This is a genomic window from uncultured Helicobacter sp., from assembly GCF_937893305.1.
GTDB lineage: Bacteria > Campylobacterota > Campylobacteria > Campylobacterales > Helicobacteraceae > Helicobacter_D.
This window is the reverse complement of record NZ_CALBGN010000018.1, coordinates 22,835-44,318: the sequence shown is the minus strand read 5'-3', so window position 1 is coordinate 44,318 and position 21,484 is coordinate 22,835. Positions and strand designations below refer to the sequence as shown.

21 protein-coding genes are annotated in these 21,484 nt (G+C 34.9%); 8 read left to right on the top strand and 13 right to left on the bottom strand.

Annotation, left to right across the window (positions count from 1 at the left end; all coding sequences use genetic code 11):
- Positions 1-43 precede the first annotated feature (43 nt).
- The 8 genes from acpP to Q0358_RS06690 all read right to left on the bottom strand — a co-directional run bounded on the left by acpP (position 44) and on the right by Q0358_RS06690 (position 6,813).
- Positions 44-277 (bottom strand): acyl carrier protein, encoded by a 234-nt coding sequence (gene acpP, locus Q0358_RS06725; protein WP_006802832.1) that lies wholly within the window; start codon positions 275-277, stop codon positions 44-46.
- 70 nt (positions 278-347) lie between these two features.
- Entirely contained in the window at positions 348-1,091 is a 744-nt protein-coding gene (gene fabG / locus Q0358_RS06720; RefSeq protein ID WP_299549205.1) for a 3-oxoacyl-ACP reductase FabG, read from the bottom strand.
- Between the two features lie 50 nt (positions 1,092-1,141).
- Positions 1,142-1,942, bottom strand: coding sequence for a YaaA family protein (locus Q0358_RS06715; RefSeq protein WP_299549201.1), 801 nt, complete (start codon positions 1,940-1,942; stop codon positions 1,142-1,144).
- 9 nt (positions 1,943-1,951) lie between these two features.
- Complete coding sequence (locus tag Q0358_RS06710; protein ID WP_299549198.1) at positions 1,952-2,629, bottom strand: hypothetical protein; 678 nt, start codon at positions 2,627-2,629, stop codon at positions 1,952-1,954.
- 50 nt (positions 2,630-2,679) lie between these two features.
- Positions 2,680-3,027 carry a hypothetical protein gene (locus Q0358_RS06705; RefSeq protein ID WP_299549195.1) on the bottom strand — a complete coding sequence of 116 codons (348 nt, stop codon included), beginning with the start codon at positions 3,025-3,027 and terminating at the stop codon, positions 2,680-2,682.
- A gap of 2 nt (positions 3,028-3,029) precedes the next feature.
- Positions 3,030-4,367 (bottom strand): NFACT family protein, encoded by a 1,338-nt coding sequence (locus Q0358_RS06700; RefSeq protein WP_299549192.1) that lies wholly within the window; start codon positions 4,365-4,367, stop codon positions 3,030-3,032.
- Positions 4,364-5,917 (bottom strand): DNA repair protein, encoded by a 1,554-nt coding sequence (locus Q0358_RS06695; protein WP_299549189.1) that lies wholly within the window; start codon positions 5,915-5,917, stop codon positions 4,364-4,366. The genes Q0358_RS06700 and Q0358_RS06695 overlap by 4 nt, the downstream gene beginning before the upstream one ends.
- On the bottom strand, positions 5,917-6,813 hold the full coding sequence (locus Q0358_RS06690; RefSeq protein ID WP_299549184.1) for an NAD(+)/NADH kinase: 897 nt from the start codon (positions 6,811-6,813) through the stop codon (positions 5,917-5,919). Before Q0358_RS06690 ends, Q0358_RS06695 begins: the two co-directional genes overlap by 1 nt.
- A gap of 137 nt (positions 6,814-6,950) precedes the next feature.
- On the opposite strand from Q0358_RS06690, the gene Q0358_RS06685 reads away from it, so the two are divergent.
- Together Q0358_RS06685 and Q0358_RS06680 are read left to right on the top strand one after the other, a co-directional pair.
- Positions 6,951-7,526 (top strand): hypothetical protein, encoded by a 576-nt coding sequence (locus Q0358_RS06685; protein ID WP_299549181.1) that lies wholly within the window; start codon positions 6,951-6,953, stop codon positions 7,524-7,526.
- Between the two features lie 110 nt (positions 7,527-7,636).
- Positions 7,637-9,562, top strand: a complete 1,926-nt coding sequence (locus Q0358_RS06680) for a methyl-accepting chemotaxis protein (protein ID WP_299549178.1) — start codon at positions 7,637-7,639, stop codon at positions 9,560-9,562.
- Positions 9,563-9,569: 7 nt separating this feature from the next.
- Here Q0358_RS06680 and Q0358_RS06675 read toward each other — a convergent pair whose 3' ends face one another.
- The 3 genes from Q0358_RS06675 to flgL form a co-directional block, all read right to left on the bottom strand.
- The gene (locus Q0358_RS06675) at positions 9,570-10,511 is read right to left on the bottom strand and encodes a KpsF/GutQ family sugar-phosphate isomerase (RefSeq protein ID WP_299549175.1); all 942 of its coding nucleotides are present in this window, start codon (positions 10,509-10,511) and stop codon (positions 9,570-9,572) included.
- Positions 10,512-10,520: 9 nt separating this feature from the next.
- Positions 10,521-11,822: an SLC13 family permease gene (locus Q0358_RS06670; protein WP_299549173.1), complete on the bottom strand. Its 1,302-nt coding sequence runs from the start codon at positions 11,820-11,822 to the stop codon at positions 10,521-10,523.
- A gap of 107 nt (positions 11,823-11,929) precedes the next feature.
- Complete coding sequence (gene flgL, locus Q0358_RS06665) at positions 11,930-14,572, bottom strand: flagellar hook-associated protein FlgL (protein WP_299549171.1); 2,643 nt, start codon at positions 14,570-14,572, stop codon at positions 11,930-11,932.
- A gap of 177 nt (positions 14,573-14,749) precedes the next feature.
- Between flgL and Q0358_RS06660 the strand changes: the two genes are divergently transcribed.
- The 6 genes from Q0358_RS06660 to Q0358_RS06635 are packed head-to-tail and all read left to right on the top strand — an operon-like array spanning position 14,750 to position 20,105.
- Positions 14,750-15,577 (top strand): substrate-binding domain-containing protein, encoded by an 828-nt coding sequence (locus Q0358_RS06660; protein WP_299549169.1) that lies wholly within the window; start codon positions 14,750-14,752, stop codon positions 15,575-15,577.
- Between the two features lie 28 nt (positions 15,578-15,605).
- A complete protein-coding gene (gene pstC, locus Q0358_RS06655) occupies positions 15,606-16,448 on the top strand; it encodes a phosphate ABC transporter permease subunit PstC (protein ID WP_299549167.1) in 843 nt (280 codons plus the stop codon).
- Entirely contained in the window at positions 16,445-17,272 is an 828-nt protein-coding gene (gene pstA, locus Q0358_RS06650) for a phosphate ABC transporter permease PstA (protein ID WP_317381192.1), read from the top strand. The genes pstC and pstA overlap by 4 nt, the downstream gene beginning before the upstream one ends.
- An 8-nt stretch (positions 17,273-17,280) precedes the next feature.
- Complete coding sequence (gene pstB, locus Q0358_RS06645) at positions 17,281-18,033, top strand: phosphate ABC transporter ATP-binding protein PstB (protein WP_299549165.1); 753 nt, start codon at positions 17,281-17,283, stop codon at positions 18,031-18,033.
- 29 nt (positions 18,034-18,062) lie between these two features.
- The gene (locus Q0358_RS06640) at positions 18,063-18,728 is read left to right on the top strand and encodes a response regulator transcription factor (protein ID WP_299549163.1); all 666 of its coding nucleotides are present in this window, start codon (positions 18,063-18,065) and stop codon (positions 18,726-18,728) included.
- Positions 18,729-20,105: an ATP-binding protein gene (locus Q0358_RS06635; protein WP_299549161.1), complete on the top strand. Its 1,377-nt coding sequence runs from the start codon at positions 18,729-18,731 to the stop codon at positions 20,103-20,105.
- Here Q0358_RS06635 and Q0358_RS06630 read toward each other — a convergent pair.
- Complete coding sequence (locus Q0358_RS06630) at positions 20,095-20,646, bottom strand: toxin (RefSeq protein ID WP_299549159.1); 552 nt, start codon at positions 20,644-20,646, stop codon at positions 20,095-20,097. The two genes, Q0358_RS06635 and Q0358_RS06630, sit on opposite strands and share 11 nt — an antisense overlap.
- Before the next feature lie 11 nt (positions 20,647-20,657).
- Complete coding sequence (locus tag Q0358_RS06625; RefSeq protein ID WP_299549157.1) at positions 20,658-21,482, bottom strand: cytolethal distending toxin subunit B family protein; 825 nt, start codon at positions 21,480-21,482, stop codon at positions 20,658-20,660.
- Positions 21,483-21,484 lie beyond the last annotated feature (2 nt).

Genomic DNA, 21,484 nt, shown 5'->3' with positions numbered 1-21,484 from the left:
AATATAAAGTATGCCCTATAAGGCATACTAAAAAGAGTATAAATTAAGCTTTTGCCTTTTCAATATAAGCAACAACATCTCCAACGGTTTGAATTTTTTCCGCTTCTTCATCTGGGATTTCAATTTCAAATTTTTCTTCTAATGCCATTACAAGCTCAACAACATCTAAAGAATCTGCACCTAAATCATCTACAAATTTAGATTCTGGCTTCACTTCACCTTCATTTACATTAAGCTGTTCTACAACAACTGCCTTTACATCATCAAATATTGCCATTGCAACTTCTCCTTAAAAAATTTCAATAAGGCTGTATTGTAGCTAAGTTTTTCTTAAAAAACTTTATTTGCTACATATAAAGCCCGCCATTTACCTTTAAGACTTCCCCGGTTATGTAATTTGCGCCATTTGAAAGCAAAAACGCAACAGCTTCAGCAACTTCTTCTCCACTTCCAAAGCGACCTAGAGGGATATTTTTTGCATATTCTGCTTTAATTTCATCTTTTAAGCTTTTTGTCATATCGCTTTCAATAAAGCCCGGTGTTATGCAGTTAAATCGGATTCCTTTACTTCCACCTTCTTTGGCAAAAGATTTTGTCATCGCAATCATTCCGCCTTTGCTTGCTGCATAATTACATTGTCCAAGGTTTCCAATTTCTCCAATGATTGAGGCGATATTAACTACCGCACCATAGCCTTGTTTGCGCATAATCTTTAAGGCTTCGCGACAACCAATAAAGCTTGAAGTTAAATTTGCATTAAGCACAGAAGTAAAATCTTGTGTTTGCATACGCATTGAAAGTTTATCGTTTGTAATGCCTGCATTATTTACTAAAAATGCTAAAGCACCATCACTGCTTGTAATTGCATTAAGTCCTGCAATAAACGCTTCTTCATCTGTTGCATCAAAACATACAACTGCTGCACTTCCGCCATTTGCTTCAATCTCTGCTTTTAAAGAGTCTGCAAGCTCTGGCTTTGAGCGGTAGTTGATCCATACTTTTAAGCCCTTTTTTGCTAAAACTTTAGCAATCTCAGCACCAATACCTTTAGATGCACCTGTAATTAAAACATTGTTACCGCAAAAATTCATAATATCCCTTTGTTATAACCTTAAAATCAAAGCGCAATTATACTAAAAATTTAAGAAATCGTGTAAGTTAGGAGTGTTTGAGTGATATTTGCTTGGTGCGTGGTGCTTGTGTTTGTTAGGGTGAGTCCTGCAATGTCTGTTTTAAGGAGCGTTTCTAAGTCTAACACCTTGTATTTTGCGCAAGTTTGCAAAAGGATTCCACGATAGAATTTTGCATAATGGCTTAAGGTTTTGCCATTTTTTAGAAAGTTTGGCGTTAAAATGTGAAGATTTTTTGCTTTTAAAGAAGTTGGGATCTTGTTAAAAGAAAAACATTTTTGATAGAAACCTGCACGCAAATCCAAAAATTCTAAAGTCTTTGTGGAATCCAAAAAATCCCAAATTTTTGCGTGATGATTTGCATAGAGGTTTTTTGTAGAAAATGTGGTGTTTTCATAGCAAAAACCCTCGCCTTGTTTTAAGTCGTAATAAGGGATCTTATCTGTTGTTCTAAGCACTCCAAAAAGGTTTGAAAAAATTAAAAGATGTTTCTTTAGATAATTCTTAGCGTTGTTGTCCAAGCTTTCATAATTTAGTGCATTAAAAGCTACTCCATCATAGCGTTTAATGGAATCTATAAGAGGTGCTGTAAGAAGATTTTGTGCTAAGGAGAGTTCATTAAGATTAAGCGTTTTTACTCCAAAAAGTTTTTGAAGCTGTGTATCGCTAGCGTGTTGTAGGTATTGTGTGTAGGCGTGTAGGATTTCTTGTAAGTTTTCACAGACGAAGTTTTGATAAAATGTTGGATTGCCTTTTGTGGCGTCTTTATGTGTTAGATGTTTTTTCTCGCTAGGTGAAAATAAAATCCACATTTTTATCCTTTAAAATAAGAAATTATAGCCTAGATAAAAGCCTAAACTAGAAGTTTCGCTAAGATCTAAGTTTGCAGAACTTGGGTTATTATTTAGTGTTAAACTTCCGCTTTCTTCGCCAAAATCTAAGCGTCTTGCTTGCAGACCAAACTCTAGCTCTCCGCTGTGAAATGTGCGGATAAATCCGCCTTTGACACCATAGGTTAATCCTGTGTAGGAGAGTTTATCTAAAGCACTATCATTGATGACAAAACTGCCACTTTCAAATTTTCCTAGCGCAAGTCCAGCATTTACGCCTAAGATTAAACGCCATTGTGTGCTGTTTGGGAGTTTTGGGGTGAAAGCATAACCTAGAGTTAGAAGTTGATAAGAAAAGCCATTTTGTTTAAAGTGATGTTCAAAGCTTGCTAAGAGTCTATTATTAGAATCAAGCAAATATCCAAATACGATTCCAATTCCAAATTGTTTTTCACTAAGATTATGATTTTGCGTTTCAAAGCCGCTAATGCTAAGTTTAGCATCAGATTTTGCTTTATTATAAGTGCTATAAACACCTAATAAACGATTTTTACGCTCTGTGTAAAGGGGATGTTCATCACTTTGTGAGTGGTATGGGTTTGGCTGCCACGCAAAGGTTAGAGTGGAGAGAAACACAAACCCAGCAAATATCCTTAAAAAAGCCTGCATAAGCTATCCTTTTCTTGTTTTGAAAGCAGATAGCAAAAAGGATTCCAACTTTACACAGAGATGTTTAAATGTGTGATTGTGCCATTTTCGTTTGTTTGTATAGAATCATCTTGTTTGGCGGATTCTTGCTTAGATTCTTGCTTAGATTCTTGCTTAGATTCTTGCTTAGATTCTTCCTCATCTTTTTCTTGTTTGCCATTACCTTCTCTTTCGTCTTTAACTTCAAGTGTTTCTTCTGTGGGACGCACTTCTTGGATTTCGTCTTGTTGGTCTTGCATATTTTGGAGATTTACCATTGCTTGAAAATCAAGTTTAACTTGCGTGTTTGCTTGTTGAACAGAACCTACTTGAGCGTTTTGATTAATGTAAGTCATATTGCCAACAGGAGTTACAGCCATTTTTAATCCTTTTTTAGTTGGAGCGTTTGCTCTTTTGCATACACGACATTTGCGCCTTGTGTGATTTTGACAAATTTACGCTTTGTATAATCTATATCATAATTTCCACCAAAACTTTTTGTAAATCCAATTAAAATCTTTGCGGCTTTGTATAAGATTATATCGGAAACTTTTGATTTTCCGCAATGGATAATACAATGAGAACTTGGGAGATTGCGGATATGCATCCAAAGATCTTCTGCGCGTGCTTCTTTTAAGAGCGCAATGTTTTCACGCCCACTTTTGCCAATAGAAACCTTAATGCCTTCAATAAAAAAGCTTTCAAATTGCTTGTTTTCTTTCTTGCGTTTGGAGTCTTTTGGCGTAGAGTCTTTTTGGAAATTAGAATTTAAAATTTGTAAATCGTTAATGTTTGTTACATTTTGTATCATTTCAAGTAGATTTTCATAAAAATTTAGTTTTTCTTGTAGGATTTGTGCTTGGAGATGAATATTTTTTGCTTTTTTGGCAAGTTTTTTTGAGTTTTCAAAGAATATCTGTGCTGCGTGGCTTAGAGAATGGGCTTTAGTAGGGAGTGTGATTTGTGTAGCATTAAGAGTGATAGAAGTGCCTTTAAAGTTCGGATATAAATAGAGATTTTCTACAAGAAGTTGTCCAAAATGTGCTTCTTTTTTTGCGTTAGATTCTAGGAGATTTTTATCTTCTAGTGCGTTGATAAAATGCTTGATTTGGGAGATTTTTTGTAGAAGTGTGTTTGTGGATTTTTGGATTTTTTGTTCAAGTTCTTTTTTTTGTAGGGTTTTAAAATTATGTCTTAAAACACTAAAAAGTTCTCCTTCATCGTGTATTTTTGGTGGAGTTGTGGGCTGGGGTAGTGGTAAGAGTTGTTTTTGGATTCTAACTTCTCTAAAAGATTGTTCTTTTGTGATGTGGCGCAAGGCATCTAAGATGATATTGTTAGAATCTAAAAGGATAAGGTTTGTATTGCGTCCTGTAAATTCAATTTGTAGAGTGGTTTGCAAGGTTTTATAGCTATTTTGTGTTTGTAAAAAGATCTGTAAGATTCTATTGTTGCCATCAAGTTTTGCCTTTAAAATCCTAGCATTAAAGCAATGTTTTTCTAGGCTTTTATCAAAAGGTGCTTGGTAGATTTTTGGTGCGATTAAGGATTCATCTGTGATAAAAATTGTGGATTTTTGACGGGTTAAATCTATAAAAAAAAGTGAGCCATCAATATCAAGCTTAAAGAGATTGTCCCCGATTCTTCTTATTAATCGGAGTTTTAAAGGTGGAGTTTTTGTAAGATAATCTGCAAATTTTTGAAGTGTATTTAGGTTCATTGATATGTGCTTAATTGTTTGGTGGCAAATTCTAGGGCTTCTTTTGTGATAGAATCGCCACTTATCATTCTTGCTATTTCTTGGATTCTGCCTTGTTTGTCAAGCTCTGTAATGCTTGAAGTTTGAGATTGTTTTTGGATGAGAAAATGTGTATTTGCAAGGCTTGGTATGTGCGGTTGATGAGAGATTGCAAAGACTTGATGTGTTTGAGAGAGTGTTTTTAGCACATTTGCGACACTTTGAGATTCTTGTCCGCTTAAATTGGCGTCTAATTCATCAAGAAGAATTAGGGAACTTTCTTTGCTTTTTTGTGTGAGCAATAAGGCAAGACGGAAGCGATTAAATTCACCAGAACTTAGGTTTTTTAGTGTAGTGTTTAGTGTGATTTCAAGATTTTGCGCACCTAAGATTGTGTAGGATTCTACTTCTAAAATAGGTTTTAGAATAACTTTTGAGTTTTGCATTTTTAGGGAAGTTAATGCAGAATTTAGTGTATTTTCAAAATCACTTAAATGTTTTTCTCTTACTTGTGTTAGAGCTTTTGCACTTGTTTGCAATGTGGTTTTGGCTAATTGATAAGAGTTTTGTGCGTCTTTTAAGATGGAATCTAAATTTTCATATTTGTGCAATTCTTGCTTTTTGTTTTCCAAATATTCTAAAGCCTCATCAACTCCGCCATAGCGGTGCTTAAGAGAGCTTAAGGCTTCAATGCGGTTTAAAATCTCTTCTGGATTGCTCATTTCTAGGGCTTCTAAGTGTTCATTTGCTTGATCACATAAGCTTTCAAGAGTGTTTAATGCGCTTAAGATAGAATCGCTTTCATCGCTATTTATTAGGTTTAAAAACTGCGTAACCTTGTGGCTTTGACTTAAAAACTCACGCACGCCTTGTAAGCTTTGGCTGATTTTTTCTTTTTTAGAAATTTCTTTTTTAAGTTCTAACAATTCTTCATATTCGCCTTTTTTTGGGTTTAGCGTTTCTAGTTTTTGGATTTCAAAACGCACAAACTCTTTAAGCTCGGCAACTTTTAGTGCTTCATCTTGTAGGGTTTTTAGTGTATTTTTAGCTGCATTAAATTGCAAAAAGGATTCTTTATAATCTTGTAAGATTTGCTGATATTCTTTATTTTTGGATTCTATAAAACCATCAAGCACAAAAAACAGATTTTGCTCACTTGTGGCATCATAGGATTTGGTGCTAAGATGCTTTAAAAAGGGTGTGAAAAGCTCTTGGATTTTCTTTTTTGGGATATTTTGGGCGTTTATAAAATAGCGGACTTTGTCTTTTTTGCTAAGTGTTAGCACAACTTCTCCCTCATCAATTAAGCCCTCAAAGTCTTTTGAAATCCCCTGAAGTTCAAGTGTGGCTTCAAGGAGTATAGCGTTTGTTTCTCTTAAACCAAAAAGGGCTAAAATGGATTCCATAAGCACAGACTTTCCAGCTCCGCTTGCGCCACTAAAGACATTAAAATATGGGCTTGGAGAAAAGCTAGCTTGCTTAAAAGTTGGAGAATCTTTAATTGTGATTTTATGGATACAAAGTTTTTGCATTATTCAAAATCTCCCCAGTGAAATTTCTCTTTTAAAATCTTAAAATAATCCCAGTGTGGGCTATGGATTAGACGCACACCTTCTTTTTTGGCACAAATTGTGATACTTTCACCAAATTTTAATGGCTTACTCTCTTGTCCATCAATAACAATATTACAACGCCCAGTTTCGCCTAATTGAATTGTGATTTCAAAGAAATCTGGTAAGATTAGTGGGCGTTGCGTAAGAGAATGCGCACAAATAGGAGTCAAAAGAATATTTTTAGAAAAAGGATAGACCACTGCACCACCTGCACTAATATTATAAGCAGTAGAGCCTGTGGGTGTGGCTATAATTAAGCCATCACCATAATAAGCATTAAAATACTCTCCATCAATATAGGCTTTTAAATGAATCATTCCTGCATCATTTAAGCGTGTTAAAATAATATCATTTAGAGCAAAAAAACTTGTGTTGTTTTGGATTTTGCCTTCTAGCATTATGTGGTGAGCTATGGTGTAGTTGCCACTTTTTAATTTAGGCAAAAAGTCTTCTACTTCGTGTTTTTGTAAATCTGTAAGAAATCCTAAACGCCCCATATTAATTCCTAAAATCGGCTTTTTATAGGCAAAAGAACGCCTAGCAGTGGAGATTAGCGTGCCATCGCCCCCAATAGAGATTAGCACATCGCTTTCTAAGCAGAGTTCTTCAAAATTTAAGCCACGCATTCCTATCATTCCAGCACTAATAGAATCTAAAATTACACGGAATCCTAATTGTGTAGCCTTAGCTTGAAATTCTAAAAAATAATCTTTAAGTTCCGGTGTAGATGGACGCAAAAAAACACCTAGAGTTTGTATGTCTTGTGTTGTATTATCTTGGGCTGTTTTGGAGTTATTGTTCATAACAAGCGGCATAAATTTCCTTAAAAATTGTAAAAGTCTTTAATTTTAAACTATTATTGCTCAAAAATAAATTATTTAGAGAATTTGTAATTTTATTTTTAAAAAATTTTATATTATAATGATTCACATTTTAAATTTAAGGATTGACAATGAAAAACATCATTTTGGCTATATTTGGCACTTTAGCGTTATCAAGTGCGCTTTTTGGGGCTGGACTTGATAAAACAAGTCTTCAAATTGGATTTGAAGGATATAAAACTTCTACAATGGCAGGAACAAAAGGAGTTTTTAGCACAGCGAAATTTAATTTCAAAAAGGACGATTCTACACTTTCTAAGCAGCTTGTTGGGGCAAGTGTGATTCTTTCTCCAAAAGATATTGATATGGGTGGTGAAGAAAACCAAGTTATCACAGATAATGTGATTAATGCGTTTTTTGGCACATTAAATAATAAAAATGATATTAAAGTAGAAATTGTTAATGTGATTGAAGGAGAATACAAAGGGACAATTAGCGCAAAAGTTATCATTAATCGTCAAAGCACAATTGTGCCATTAAATTATGAGATTTTAGGTAATAAAGACTTCCAAGCACAAGGAAGATTGGATCTTTTCGCTTTTTCCAATGCTCCAAAAGCTTTAAAGGCTCTTAGTGATGTAGCGGCAGGGCATTTAGGATTAAGCTGGAATATTGTAGATATTACAGTTAAAGGAAAGCTTCAATAATTTTAGATTCCTTTGTGGAATCTAAAGCATTTACATTTTCTACAAACTTAATTTGAAATCAATCGTATTTTTGCTTACGGATTAATTTTTTGTTTCTTTGGGAGAGATGAATGACTTTAAAGACAAAAGTAACTTTAGTTGTTAGTTTAGTGAGTATTGTTGGATTTTCTATTTTTGGGGTTTGGCAATATTTAAATATTAAAGAAGCTGAGCTTGCAACAAGCTATAAAAATTATCAGCGCAAAGTAGATTCCGCATTATTAGTGTTAGATTCTTATTTGCTAGAGAAACAACATATTGTAAATATGTTAGGCAAGCAAATCACTAAGTATTTGCACGATGAAGAAAGAATTACAAATGCATTAGAGTTAAGTGAAGCTGTGGGTGGATTTAATCTAATGTATTTTGGAGTGGAATCTAATGGAAGAATGCTAAGAAGCAATCGTAATAATGTTTATCCAAGCTCTGGTTATGATCCAAGAAAGCGCAGTTGGTTTTCTATTGCTAAAGAAAAACAACAAAATATTATTTTAAGTGATGCATGGATGCAAGCTAGTAAAAAGATTCCTGTTTTTGGATTTAGTGCTCCGATTTTTGTGGATAATGTTTTTTATGGTGTTGTCAGTGGTGATATTGCATTAAAGCCACTTAATGCTTATATTAAAAAATTATTTGAAAACGAAACTGCTCTTGCCTATGCGATGGATAGTAAGCAAAATATTGTTGTTTCACCAAATGAAAATGAAGTTTTTTCTCAAAATGAAATTTCAAAATTTCTCATTGAACAAAAAGATTCTAATCAATTTTTTACATTTCGAGATAAATTAGGTGTTTGTAAGATTGATACACAAACAAATTGGAAATTTTGTCTTTTAGAAGATGAAGAAGTAATCTATCAACCTATTAATGCAATGATTTTTTCTTTAATTATTAAAATGTTGATTTTTGCCGTATTTTTAATTTTTGTGATTAATGTTGTAATGTCAAAACTTTTAAGAGGAGTGCAACCAATTAAAAATTCTATTTTAGAATTTTTTGATTATCTTAATGGGAAAACACAAACCATTAATTCTTGTGAAATCAAAACAAATGATGAGCTAGGAACGCTTGCAAAGGCACTTAATGAAAATATTTTAACAACTAAGAAGAATTTAGAGTTTGAGCGTGCTTGTGTAGAAGGCTCTATTGTGGTCTTAGAGAATATGCAAAGTGGAGATTTTTCAAGTATCAATGAAAAGGAAACAAACAACGCACAGCTTAATACATTAAAAAACTATACAAACTCTACAATGCTAGCCATTAAAGAATCTTTAGAGACAATTACAAAAACCTTAGAGATTTTTCAAGAAAATGATTTTACACACAAGGCAGATTTGCAAAACAAGCAAGGTGCGTTTTTGCAAACACTTAATGGGATCAATAATCTAGGCTCTTATATCCAAGAAATGTTAAAAGAGCAGAGCATTACTGCAGAAAAACTCAATATTTCTTATCAATCTTTACAAAATATTGTTACACAAATCAAAGAAAGCTCACAATCACAATCCCTATCCGCAAAACAATCTGCTGAAGCAATTTCTATAATGACAGATTCTATCCAAAATACTGCTTCTAGATCTGAAGAAATTGCACAACAAGCTAATAATATTCGTGGAGTTGTTGGGACAATTAAAGATATTGCTGATCAAACAAACTTATTAGCATTAAATGCAGCTATTGAAGCAGCAAGAGCAGGAGAACACGGAAGAGGCTTTGCTGTTGTTGCAGATGAAGTTAGAAAACTAGCTGAAAGCACGCAAAAAAGTCTAGGGGAAATTGAAGCAAATATTAACTTATTGGCACAATCAATGAATGAGATTTCTTCTGCAATCCAAGAGCAAAATGACGGAATCACAAAAATTAATGATTCTATCCAGCTCTTAGAAGATAAGATTCAAGAGAGTAATTACATTATTGATTCTTGTGAGCAAATCTCATTAGAAGTTGGGAGCTTTGCAGATCATATTAAAACGCAACTTCAAAGCAAAAAATTTTAAAATGCAGTTAGACTTTAGCGATTGCATAGAGTTGCACAATGCCTATGCAATCTGTGTTGTGCATCACAGCTAATTCTTTAATATTGTGTTTTAGCATTAAGGATTCCGCTTCTGTTGCCATTGCATTTGAATCAATGGTTTTTGGATTGCTTGTCATAATTTCATAGGCTTTAGCGTTAAATTTATCTGCATTCAAAGCGCGGCGCAAATCACCATCTGTAATAATCCCTAAGAGTTTTGTATCTTCACACACTAGGCACATTCCAAGTTTTTTGGAAGTCATTTCAGCAATTAAGGATTTAAAGTTTAAATCTGGTGTTACAATGGGCAGATTTTCTTTTATCATTATATCTTTAACACGCGTTAAAAGCTTGCGTCCCAAACTCCCTCCCGGATGAAAAAGTGCAAAATCTTCTAGCTTAAAGTTTTTTGCGCGCATTAGTGCAACAGCAATGGCATCTCCCATTGCTAGAGTTGCTGTTGTAGAACTTGTGGGGGCAAGTTGTAAAGGGCAAGCCTCTTTTTCTACCTTGATGCTTAAAAAATAATCACTTTGTTTGGCTAATGTGGAATCACTTTTGCCACTTAATCCAATTAATGGGATTTTGCGTGCTTTAATAGATGGGATTAAGCGCAAAATTTCTTCACTCTCACCAGAATTTGAGATAGCAAGCAGAGCATCTTCTTCTCTTAGCATTCCTAAATCCCCGTGTAATGCTTCAGCTGGGTGCATAAAAAAGCTAGGTGTGCCTGTGCTAGCTAAAGTTGCGGCAATTTTTGCTCCAATATGTCCAGATTTTCCCATGCCGCTTATAATTAATCTCCCCTTTAGTCCCAAAATACAAGTAATGACTGCATTAAAATTAGAATTGATTTGTTCTTTTAAATCTAAAATTGATTGTGCTTCTAGGTCAAAAACTTCTTTAGCAATCCCTATAAAATCACGCATAAAAATTCCTTATAATAAAATTGCACCCATTGTGCCACCGATGATTAGTGGGATATTATACATTAAAAATGTTGGCACGCAAGTATCCCAAATATGATTATGTTGTTTATCTGCGTTTAATCCTGCTGTTGGTCCAAGTGTGCTATCGCTTGCTGGACTTCCTGCATCTCCTAATGCTCCAGCAATTCCAACAAGCAAAATAATTGCTGCTGGTGAGAATCCTAAGGCTAGTGCTAGTGGGCAATAAATTGCTGCAATAATAGGGATTGTCCCAAAAGAAGTTCCAATTCCAAGCGTGATAAAAAGTCCAACAAGTAGCATCATAAATGCACTTAGCATTTTTCCATTTGAAAATGTTGCAACATAATCCACAAGCGTAGTAATTGCCCCTGTTTCTTTAAGCACTGCACCAAAACCTGCCGCTACAAGCATTACAAAAGCAATAAATGCCATCATTTTGAAGCCTTCTTCCATTACGCTATCAATTTCACTCCATTTAATTCCACCAAGCGCAATCATTACAATAAGCCCACATAGCCCACCAAGTGGCAAGGACTTTAGCCATAGTTGCACCACAAATGCGACTATGGCTCCAAGAAGCACTGCAATATCTTTTTGGCGCATTTTTGGTTTATCTAAAGATTCCATTATTTCTTGTGAAAGATAAGTGTTTTGATATTCTCTAGGCTTCCTATAAAATACAAAAATCCCAAAGAACAAACCTACAAGCATACAAGCTCCGCCTATCCACATTACGCTTGCAATATCATCTAAGCTTACTTGCACGCCATTTTGACTAAGTTGATCGCGCAAAATTGTGTGAAAAATAAGCCCAAATCCTGCTCCAAAACTCACATAAGGGGCTTTTAGTCCAAAAGTAAGCGCACAAGCAACAGCGCGTCTATCAATCTTTAAACGATTCATTAAAGGCAGTAAAGGTGGGATTAAAATAGGGATAAAGGCAATATGCACAGGGATTAGATTCTGCGAGAAACAGGCAAAAAAAGCAAGAGATAAACAAAACATTAAGCGGCGATTTTGCACAAATTTTGCAATGTAGTGGATTAAAATTGTTGTGAGATTTGTCTGTGCGATCGCACTTGCAAGAGCGCCTAGTAAAATATAGCTAAGAGCGGTTTCTAAGTTTCCAGCCATTCCAGAGATTAGCAAACTAATGCTTTTTTCAACTCCAAGTCCTCCCAAAGCTCCAGCAACAAGCGCTGAAATTAAAATTGCTAGTAAAACATTTAGGCGCGCTAGACACAAAGCTCCCATTACTAAAATTGATACAATAACTGGATTTGTAAGCATCTTTTGCCTTTTTTATAAAATGAAGCTATGATTGTATCTTAAGTTTGCTTTTATGGGAATAAGAAATCCGCCAAAAAGGCGTGATTTGTAAATTTTATTTGAGAGAATTAAAGATAATTTACTAATGAGAGTTGAGTGATTTTTCCAACACTAGAAAGCATTGCTTGATAACCCATAGAAAGTGTAGAAAATTGCAAATATGCTTCTGCAAAATCTGTATCAATAGTATCAGAACGCAATGTTTTTGCTTGCACAATTAGCACTTCTGTGCGCTCAATGGAGTATTCAAATGCGTTACCTTGAGAACCATTTTTTGTATGCACTTTATTGACATGATCTGCTAAATGATCAAATGCTAAAATTGCATTTTGCACACCCGGATTACGCATTATATCTCCATAAGTGCTTGTGCCACCGGGTCTATAAGAACCTGCTTCTAGAGCTTCTATCATTTTGTCAATTTGCTGAAAGAAATTAACATGTGGATCATCAGCAATCACTGCACTATTTGCTTGAAAAGTTAAAGCAGGCTTGCTGCCATCAATTCTCCCTTCTGCATTTAATGTGTAATTATCACTCGTGCTATCATAGAGTGAAAATTCCATTCTCGTGGGAGTTCTGTGCAAGTCTTTAATTTGTAATGCTCCATTGACATCAAGCGTTACATTGACATTATGCTTTGCATTACCTAACATTGCTTCATAGGCTGCTTTGTTTGCAGGATCGTTAAAGTCAGCATTAGGGTCAAAGACATTTGTTAAATCTCCCGGATTAGAATTGCTTAGGTTTAAGACCATTCCTAATGTATCTGCTAATTGTTGATAGGTAACATCATTTGCTCCTGTTGGATCTCCAGAGACTTGTGGAGGATTTCCATTTGCTTGTAAAATCGGCACTTCAACCCCTGCAATATTTACACCATTGATTTGCGCTGGAGAGTCAATAACCATAACACTCCCAGCATCTCTAAACTCAATGCGTCCTTTAATAGGCGTCCCATTGACATCTTTAACTTCAAAGTTGTAAGTATGCCCATCTAGGCTTGTGCCTGCAACTTCAGAAAGTTTTGTTTCAAGCTTGGCATATTCGTTGCTTCCGCGGATCACTTGTGAGATATTAGAGCTTAGTGTTGCGCCATTGCGTGAAAAATCTACCCGATCATATTCTACGCTATAATCATTGCGGAATCCATTTGTGGGCTGCCCCCCAGCTTGTGCTGTTAGCGTGATTGATAAAGAGCTTTCTCCTGTGAAAGGTAGAGTATTTGGATCTTGATCTGGTGGAGTTTTTTTAGAAACATTATTATCTACAACAATAATCTTGCCATCAGAGAATTGCACATCTACATCACCACCACCTGCGCTATAAGTGTTTTTGATTTGATCCATTAAATCTTGGATAGTTGTATTTGGACCAATCGGAAAATTCACAGGACCTACTGCACCACCTGCAACATCAGGCGCAGTATTTGCTGCTGTCCCTCCTAAACTAATAGAATCTACACCTTCTGGGAAAATATCACTAAGAAGTGTCGTAGTTTTTGCAATTTCATTGGTATGTGTTCTAAAGGTTGTTGGGATTGTATGAATTCTGTGATCGTTATAGTCTTCTACTGAAGTGATTGCATTACTTGAGAAGGAGCCTAAAAATGGGCTTTGCACATAGCTATTAACCTTTGCTCCGCTATTTAAAAGTTCATCAATGTCTAAAACTCCAATCCCATCTGTTGGCGGATTTGCATTTGGATTTGCATTTTGGTTATTTGGGGATTTATAAGAGCTTGAAACCATAGAAAATTCTATGTTTGAACGCCCACCTGTTAAGTCTTTAATCTCAATTTGTCCCCACTCATTGAGTGTAACATCTACAACTTTGCTTGTTTCTGTGTTTCCAAACTCACGTCCGATTTTATCTAGCAAATCTTGCACTTTTGGGGCTTGTCCTTTATCCGTGTAAGAAACTTCCATTTCAAACTTAGATTTAAATGCTGTCCCATCAGGTTTTCTACCTGTGATATAAAAGACTTCTGGATCATTATTGTTAGTATCTGAATCATTATCTCCTACTAAATCTCTTAAAGGATCATCAGCTTTAATATAAACTTCCTGCCCTTGTCCTGTTGGATGTAAGGGATCCATAATTTCTGGGTGTAATTTGCTTTGATTAAACTTTGGTACATTTGTGGAAATGACACGGTTTGTATCTCTATCTGATCCAAAAAACAACTCTGAACCTGTAATGTTATAAGGAAGAGAATTATTAGATCCAAGAAGTGCGCTTAAAACATCCCCATTTCCATTATAGCTCCCATTTGCATTAAAAGGAGGCTTTGTTGTGGCAGTCCCTCCAAAAATATATTCTCCACCAATAGAAGTATTTGCAATGGATAAAAAGTGATCTCTAATTGCTCTTAAATCCTTTGCAATAGCGAGCCTTGAAGTTTCATTGTGGATATCATTTGCGCCTTGCACAAGTTTGGTTTTAAAATTATCCATACTTTTTGCAAGCTCACTTAGTGCAGTGTCTGTGTGCTTTGTAAAAGTTAAAGCATTATTGGCAAGCTCTTTGCTTTGAGTTAGAGTGTTGATATTAAAATCAAGGGATAGTGTTTTATTGAAAATTGAAGAATTTTGATAGCCATATTGGATTTTTAAACCATTCATTTGCGCTAAAACACTATTTAAGCCATTCATTGTTTTGTTTTGATGATATTGCATCATTGTGTATCTAGAGTGAGTCCCTATACGCATTTTTTATCCTTAAGAAAAATTCTTTCACAGGTAAAAGCAATTTTTATTCCAAAATTATGGAATTTAAAAGCATTTTGGATTCCAACTTAAACTTTACAAAAACTTTACATTTCGCACTTTTTGTCTTTACAATCTTTTCTTATACTTTCACATCTTTAAAATTTTTAGGAGAATCGTATGAAGAAATACGCATTAGGTTTATTGGCAGGATTATTATTAGGCACAAGTGCAATGGCGGAAAATATTTTTCCAATTTCTAGAGAAATGGGTTCTGGAACGCGTGGAGCATTTGTAGAAATTTTTGAAATCCAAAAGAAAATCAACAACAAAAAAGTTGATGCAACAACACAAAAAGCAGAAGTTACAAACTCAACAGGAGTTATGCTAACAACCGTTGCAAACTCTAAAAGTGCCATTGGTTATATCTCTCTTGGTTCTTTAAATGATAGTGTAAAGGCATTAAAAATTGATGGTGTTGCACCAAGTGTAGAAAACATCAATAATAAAAGTTATAAAATTTCTCGTCCTTTCAATGTTGTTACAAAAACAACAAATCCACTTATTGAAGATTTCTTAAAATATAGCACTTCAACAGAAGCAAAAGGAATCGTAGAAAAAGCTGGTTATATCGCAACTGCAAGGGCAAGTTTTAAAAGCAAACAACCTAAAGGAAAACTTGTTGTAGCAGGTTCAAGCTCCGTAACGCCTTTAATGGAAAAACTTGCAGAATCTTATAAATCTGTTAATCCAAATGCAACAATTGAAATTCAACAAAGTGATTCTACAACAGGTGTAAATAGTGTAGTTGAGGGTATTGCTGATATTGGTATGGTAAGTCGCGAAGTTAAAGATAGCGAGATTAAAAAGGGTGTAACACCGCTTGTATTAGCTATTGATGGATTAGCAGTTATCGTTAATAAAGAAAATGGTGTAGAAAATCTTAAAAAAGATTCCGTAAAGAAAATCTTTATGGGTGAAATTACACAATGGCAGGATGCTAAATAAATTAAAATTTTAAAAGAAAGCTTGACTTATGCAAGAAAAAATTTTTAAGGGCATTTTTGCCCTTTGCGCACTTCTCTCAATTTTCGCTGTTTTAATGATTTGTTTCTTTTTATTTGTTAATGCGATTCCAACAATCACTCAAATAGGTTTTTTTGATTTTATTTTTGGAATGGATTGGTATCCTACTGAAGAAATCTTTGGAATCTTTCCTATGATTGTAGGCAGTATTTATGTAACTGCTCTTGCGATTTTTATAGGTGTTCCACTTGGTGTTTTAAGTGCAATCTATCTCTCTCGTTTTGCTAGCAAACAAGAAAAAAAGTATATTCTGCCAGCAATTGAACTTTTAGGAGCGATTCCATCTGTTGTGTATGGGTTTTTTGGACTTGTTGTGATTGTCCCATTGCTTGCAACAACTTTTAGTGGAATCCCGGGAAAAAGCGTGTTGGCAGCTGCACTGATTTTGAGTATTATGATTTTGCCTACAATTATTTTAGTTTCAAAAGCATCTATTGATGCCTTGCCAGAGAGTTATTATGAAGGTGCATTAGCACTTGGAGCAAGCAAGGAAAGAAGCGTATTTTTTGCGTTAATCCCTGCTGCAAAAAGTGGAATCTTGGCTTCTATAATACTTGGTGTTGGGCGTGCTATTGGTGAGGCAATGGCGGTAATTATGGTTGCGGGCAATCAAGTCTTAATCCCAACAAGTGTTTTAGAAGGGGTTAGAACACTAACAACAAATATTGTCCTTGAAATGGGATATGCACAAGATTTACACAGAGAAGTGTTGATTGCAAATGCAGTTGTGCTATTTGTCTTTATTTTGTTCATTAACACCTGTTTTAATGCACTTAAAAAGGAGGCAAAATGAAACGCGTAAAAACAGATAACTTAACTCTTAGTTTAGCCTTTTTAATGCGTGCTTCTATGGTTTGTGTGCTGCTTGTTTTTTTGATTTTGATTGGATTTATTTTTATAAAAGGAATTGCACATTTAAATTTGGAAATGTTTGCTTGGGAATATAATAGTCAAAATATTTCTATGACACCAGCTATCATAAATACCTTAAATATGGTTCTTTTTGCGCTTGTACTTGCAATGCCACTTGGGATTTTTGGGGCAATTTATTTAAGTGAGTATGGGAGCAAAAAAAGTCAAATTTTAAACGCAGTAAGAATCGCATCTGAAACATTGGTTGGTATCCCAAGTATTGTTTATGGCTTGTTTGGATATTTAGCTTTTGTGATTTATTTTGGATTTAAGACTAGCTTTGTTGCTGGAGGTTTAACTCTAGCTGTTATGGTTTTGCCTTTAGTTTTAAGAAGTGCCGAAGAAGCCTTAAAATCCGTCCCGCTTAGTTTTAGGGAAGCAAGTTTTGCGCTTGGTGCTGGGAAATTACGCACGATTTTTGTCATCATCTTGCCTTCTGCAATACCCGGGATTTTAGCAGGAGTAATTTTAAGTATTGGTAGAATTGTTGGAGAATCTGCGGCTTTGCTTTATACTTCAGGGAGTGTGGCAAAAGTTGCTGGACTTATGGATTCAGGGAGAACTTTAAGTGTGCATATGTATGCAATTTCAAGTGAAGGACAGCATATTAATGAAGCATATAGCACAGCGACGATTCTTATTGTAATTGTCTTTTTAATTAACCTTGGTTCAAATTATATTGCGAAAAAATTTGTTAAAGCATAGGAAATCAAATGAAAAATTGTTTTGAAATTAAAAAAATGTCTTTAAACTATGGAGAATTTCTTGCTCTAAAAGATATTAATATGGATATTAAAAAGGGCAAGGTTACAGCGTTTATTGGACCTAGCGGTTGTGGAAAATCCACTTTTATTAAGAGTTTAAATCGTATGAATGATTTAGTGGAAAATTGCAAGATTAAGGGCAAGATTCTCTTTGATGGCAAAAACATTTATAAAGATTATGATGTCAATGTTTTGCGTAAGAAAGTTGGAATGGTGTTTCAAAAGCCAAATCCTTTTCCTATGAGTATTTATGATAATATTACTTTTGGACCAAAGACGCACGGCATTAAGAAAAAATCTAAATTAGATGAAATTGTGGAATCCTCCTTAAAAGATGCAGCTTTATGGGACGATTTAAAAGATAGACTTGATAAATCTGCGCTTGGATTAAGTGGGGGGCAGCAACAAAGGCTATGTATTGCAAGAACGCTTGCAGTCAATCCTGAAGTGATTTTGATGGATGAACCTACAAGTGCGCTTGATCCGATTTCTACACTTAAGATTGAAGAGCTTATTTTGCGTCTTAAAAAAGAATATACCATTGTAATTGTTACACATAATATGCAGCAAGCGGCTAGAATTTCTGATCAAACCGCCTTTTTCTTGCTTGGAGAAGTGATTGAGTTTGATGATACAGAAAAAATCTTTAACAATCCAAAAGACAAAAAAACACAAGATTATGTTAATGGGAGATTTGGTTAAAATATCCTTTTCATTTGTAAAGGAATCTTATGGTTTTTGTCTTAGAAGATGATCCAAACATATTAGAGCTTGTGCTGTATGCTTTAAAAAGTCAAAATATACAAGCACAAGGTTTTTTGGAAATTAAAACTTTTAAAGAGGCGTTAAAAACTACACTCCCACAAATCTTAGTTCTTGATGTGATGCTGCCAAATGCTAGTGGATTTGAGATTTTAAAAGACATTAAAACAAATTCTTCTACGCAAGAACTTCCTGTTTTAATGCTTACTGCTTTAAATAATGAGTTTGATAAAGTTAAAGGGCTAGATTTAGGTGCTGATGATTATATTACAAAGCCTTTTAGTGTTATGGAGTTTTTAGCAAGAGTGCGTGCAATTTTAAGGCGTAATAAGGAATCTGATACAATTTGTTATGGGATTTTGGAGCTTTCTTATACCACGCGTAATGTGAAAGTTTCTGAAAAATCTGTTGCATTAACTTTAAAAGAGTTTGAACTTTTAGGATTTTTATTAAAAAACCAAAATAGGGCTTTTAGTCGTGATGAACTCTTAGAGATTCTTTGGGGGTATAGTTATAGTAGTGAGAGTCGCACAATTGATATTCATATTAAAACTTTGCGTAAAAAACTAGGAGTTGCTGGAAAATATATTAAAACAATTCGTGGTGTTGGCTATAAAATTTCTAAAGACTTTTAAATGCAAAAAAATTTTTTTTTAACAATTTTCAGTGTGATTGTAGGTTTGGTGGCTTTAATTAGCGCGCCTTTGTTTTTAAAGTTGGAATCCTTTTTTAAAGAGCAGGCAACTTTTTGGATTTTTTCTTATGGAGCAATTTGTCTTTGTTTGATTGCATTGTGTAGCATTTTGCTAGCAAAACTCCTAACACAGATTTTTTTAAAGCCGCTTCAAAAAATAAACTTTGAGAGTTTAGACAACTTCCCATACCCTGAACTTGGAGAATTTATTGAAAGAATAAAATCCCAAAACAAAGCCGTGAAAACCCAATTTAAACATTTAAAGAAAAAGAAGCAAGAATTGCAGTCTTTAACGCAAAATATGAGTGATGGATTAATCTTCATCAATCGCACGGGAAAAATTTTGAGTGAGAATACAAGTGCGGAGAAATATTTTTCTAATCTTAAAAGTATTAATAATATTTTAGAACTTGATAATGCGCAGTTTTTAAAGTTACTTTTGCAATATCTTAAGGATTTTAAAAAAGAAAAGCTAAAAAGTGATGTTAGGGAAAATTTCACCTTTCATTACCCTAATAACTTAGAATGTGAAGTGGTATTTTCTCCGATTTTTTCACAAAAATCTAAGTTTAAAGGAATGTTAATTGTGCTTTGTGATATTACAGAGCTAAAAAAGACGCAAAATTTACGCAAAGAGTTTAGTGCAAATGTAACACATGAGCTAAAAACTCCTTTAACTTCTATAATGGCAAGTTCTGAAATGATTAAAAATGGGCTTGTCGCACAAGAAGATTTACCAAATTTTGTGGATAAAATTTTTTTAGAATCCAAACGACTTTTGGAAATGATTAATGAAATTTTAAAAATTTCTTTTTTAGACGAAACGCAGGTTCTCCCACTTAATACTCTTAATCTAAAAGAGATTGTGCAACGCGTTTATCGGCGTTTAGAAATGTTTGCAAATAAGCATTCTGTAACTTTTGAACTAGATTTAGAAGATGCCTATATTTTAGGAGTAGATGAACTTTTAGAAAATTTAGTTTTTAATCTTTGTGATAATGCGATTAAATATAATTATAAGGGAGGTTTTGTAAAAATCAAGCTAAAAACAAACAGTGAGTTTGTAGAGCTTTCCATAAAAGATAGCGGTATTGGAATTCCAAAAGAGTTGCAAGAGAGAGTGTTTGAACGCTTTTTTTGTGTAGATAAAAGTCGCAGCAAAAAAATTGGTGGTAGCGGTCTTGGACTTTCCATTGTTAAATCCGCTTTAAAACTCCATAACGCCACCATAAATCTAAAAAGTGATTTAGGTAGGGGCAGCGAATTTAATGTGCGCTTTGCCTTGGCGAAAACCAAACGCAAAGTTATTAAGGATTAATTAGCATTGCATCGCGAATAGGAGGATTGAGTAAAAACAAAACATCTAAATCTACAGAAAAAAGACTATCCACATCGCAAGGGCGGATTCCAATACCCCTACCTCTAGGGAGCTGGGGGTTGTTAAACACGGTCATACACTCATTTTTATCTAGCACAAAGGAGCGGATCTGTACAGCAGGCGTGGTTGTAGGGATAATGGTATAAAGCGTTTCATATTTTTTAGAATCTAAATCTTCATTGCAATTCTTGCGTGTGAAAAGCCCATCTTCACCCAAAGCTAGGCAAACATCTTGCGTGCCTAGCTGCACAAACTGCACCGCCCCTAGACCAAAGCTCTTAAAAGGATCATTTTTAAGCATATCTTCAGTTAGAGGAATATCGCGTATCGTCCAATTTCTATCCTTACCAAATCCCACAATATCTCCAGAAAATGCACTTCGTATAGAAACAGGCGTAGTAAAATCTACAAAATCTGGTAATTCTGGATCATCGGCATACACATTAATCCCAAGCAGTAAAATCATCAATAATTTTTTCATACTCTTCCTTTCTACTTAAAGTTTCCAAAACGCACAGGAACATGATCGGATGATAGGTGAGATCGCACACTAGCGGCTATTAAAAGTGCTGTGATAGCAGGCAAGGCTAATGTTCTTCTCTCACTAGAGCTTCGCCCCACCACCGCATAATCTAAAATCCTATTTGCAGCCCCCCTGCTAAAATGCGTGGCAGAATTTTGCGTAACAATGCGTATGTGATTAGTAATCCTTGTATCAAGCCCGGATTGCAGGCTTGCAGGATCGCGATTAAAGTCCCCAGCAATGATCCAGCTTAGATCTGTGCGTGTGAGAAATGTATCATGCACGGCTGTAACTAAAGCTGCTGCATCTCCACCCCCACTTGCTAAAGCGTGAATATTGAAAAACACATCATCACCAATTCTAATGCCAATTGCAGGACGAGAAATTTGAGGAGCAATTGTCATTTGACGGACTACAAAGACTTCATCGGCTTGTCTGGCACTTACAATGGCAAGATTCACTCTTCTAGCTCCTACATCAATATTTGCATAGTAGATAAATACAGAATTTGGTCGTGATCGTGTGCCTAGATCCCATGTGTATTCTTCAATGGGCGTGCCACCGGGTTGGATTACTCTGCCAGTGGGTCTAGCAGTAGCAGGTACACGTCCTGCTTCTTGCACCATTAGGATATTTACAGGATTATCCCCAGTGATTAGCTGCCTAACGCTGACATTCCATTTGTTTTCCGTGCTTGCTGAAGATCCTTGTAGATTCCAAGTTCCCACAACATAATCTTCAATTTTTCCAAAAAGTAAACCAAAGCTTATGAGTGTTAATAAAAGAATTTTCATTG

Bases quoted from the DNA above. Each gene is read 5' to 3' on its own strand.
- acpP (WP_006802832.1), bottom strand. From the start codon at position 277: ATGGCAATATTTGATGATGTAAAGGCAGTTGTTGTAGAACAGCTTAAT.
- fabG (WP_299549205.1), bottom strand. From the start codon at position 1,091: ATGAATTTTTGCGGTAACAATGTTTTAATTACAGGTGCATCTAAAGGT.
- Q0358_RS06715 (WP_299549201.1), bottom strand. From the start codon at position 1,942: ATGTGGATTTTATTTTCACCTAGCGAGAAAAAACATCTAACACATAAA.
- Q0358_RS06710 (WP_299549198.1), bottom strand. From the start codon at position 2,629: ATGCAGGCTTTTTTAAGGATATTTGCTGGGTTTGTGTTTCTCTCCACT.
- Q0358_RS06705 (WP_299549195.1), bottom strand. From the start codon at position 3,027: ATGGCTGTAACTCCTGTTGGCAATATGACTTACATTAATCAAAACGCT.
- Q0358_RS06700 (WP_299549192.1), bottom strand. From the start codon at position 4,367: ATGAACCTAAATACACTTCAAAAATTTGCAGATTATCTTACAAAAACT.
- Q0358_RS06695 (WP_299549189.1), bottom strand. From the start codon at position 5,917: ATGCAAAAACTTTGTATCCATAAAATCACAATTAAAGATTCTCCAACT.
- Q0358_RS06690 (WP_299549184.1), bottom strand. From the start codon at position 6,813: ATGCCGCTTGTTATGAACAATAACTCCAAAACAGCCCAAGATAATACA.
- Q0358_RS06685 (WP_299549181.1), top strand. From the start codon at position 6,951: ATGAAAAACATCATTTTGGCTATATTTGGCACTTTAGCGTTATCAAGT.
- Q0358_RS06680 (WP_299549178.1), top strand. From the start codon at position 7,637: ATGACTTTAAAGACAAAAGTAACTTTAGTTGTTAGTTTAGTGAGTATT.
- Q0358_RS06675 (WP_299549175.1), bottom strand. From the start codon at position 10,511: ATGCGTGATTTTATAGGGATTGCTAAAGAAGTTTTTGACCTAGAAGCA.
- Q0358_RS06670 (WP_299549173.1), bottom strand. From the start codon at position 11,822: ATGCTTACAAATCCAGTTATTGTATCAATTTTAGTAATGGGAGCTTTG.
- flgL (WP_299549171.1), bottom strand. From the start codon at position 14,572: ATGCGTATAGGGACTCACTCTAGATACACAATGATGCAATATCATCAA.
- Q0358_RS06660 (WP_299549169.1), top strand. From the start codon at position 14,750: ATGAAGAAATACGCATTAGGTTTATTGGCAGGATTATTATTAGGCACA.
- pstC (WP_299549167.1), top strand. From the start codon at position 15,606: ATGCAAGAAAAAATTTTTAAGGGCATTTTTGCCCTTTGCGCACTTCTC.
- pstA (WP_317381192.1), top strand. From the start codon at position 16,445: ATGAAACGCGTAAAAACAGATAACTTAACTCTTAGTTTAGCCTTTTTA.
- pstB (WP_299549165.1), top strand. From the start codon at position 17,281: ATGAAAAATTGTTTTGAAATTAAAAAAATGTCTTTAAACTATGGAGAA.
- Q0358_RS06640 (WP_299549163.1), top strand. From the start codon at position 18,063: ATGGTTTTTGTCTTAGAAGATGATCCAAACATATTAGAGCTTGTGCTG.
- Q0358_RS06635 (WP_299549161.1), top strand. From the start codon at position 18,729: ATGCAAAAAAATTTTTTTTTAACAATTTTCAGTGTGATTGTAGGTTTG.
- Q0358_RS06630 (WP_299549159.1), bottom strand. From the start codon at position 20,646: ATGAAAAAATTATTGATGATTTTACTGCTTGGGATTAATGTGTATGCC.
- Q0358_RS06625 (WP_299549157.1), bottom strand. From the start codon at position 21,482: ATGAAAATTCTTTTATTAACACTCATAAGCTTTGGTTTACTTTTTGGA.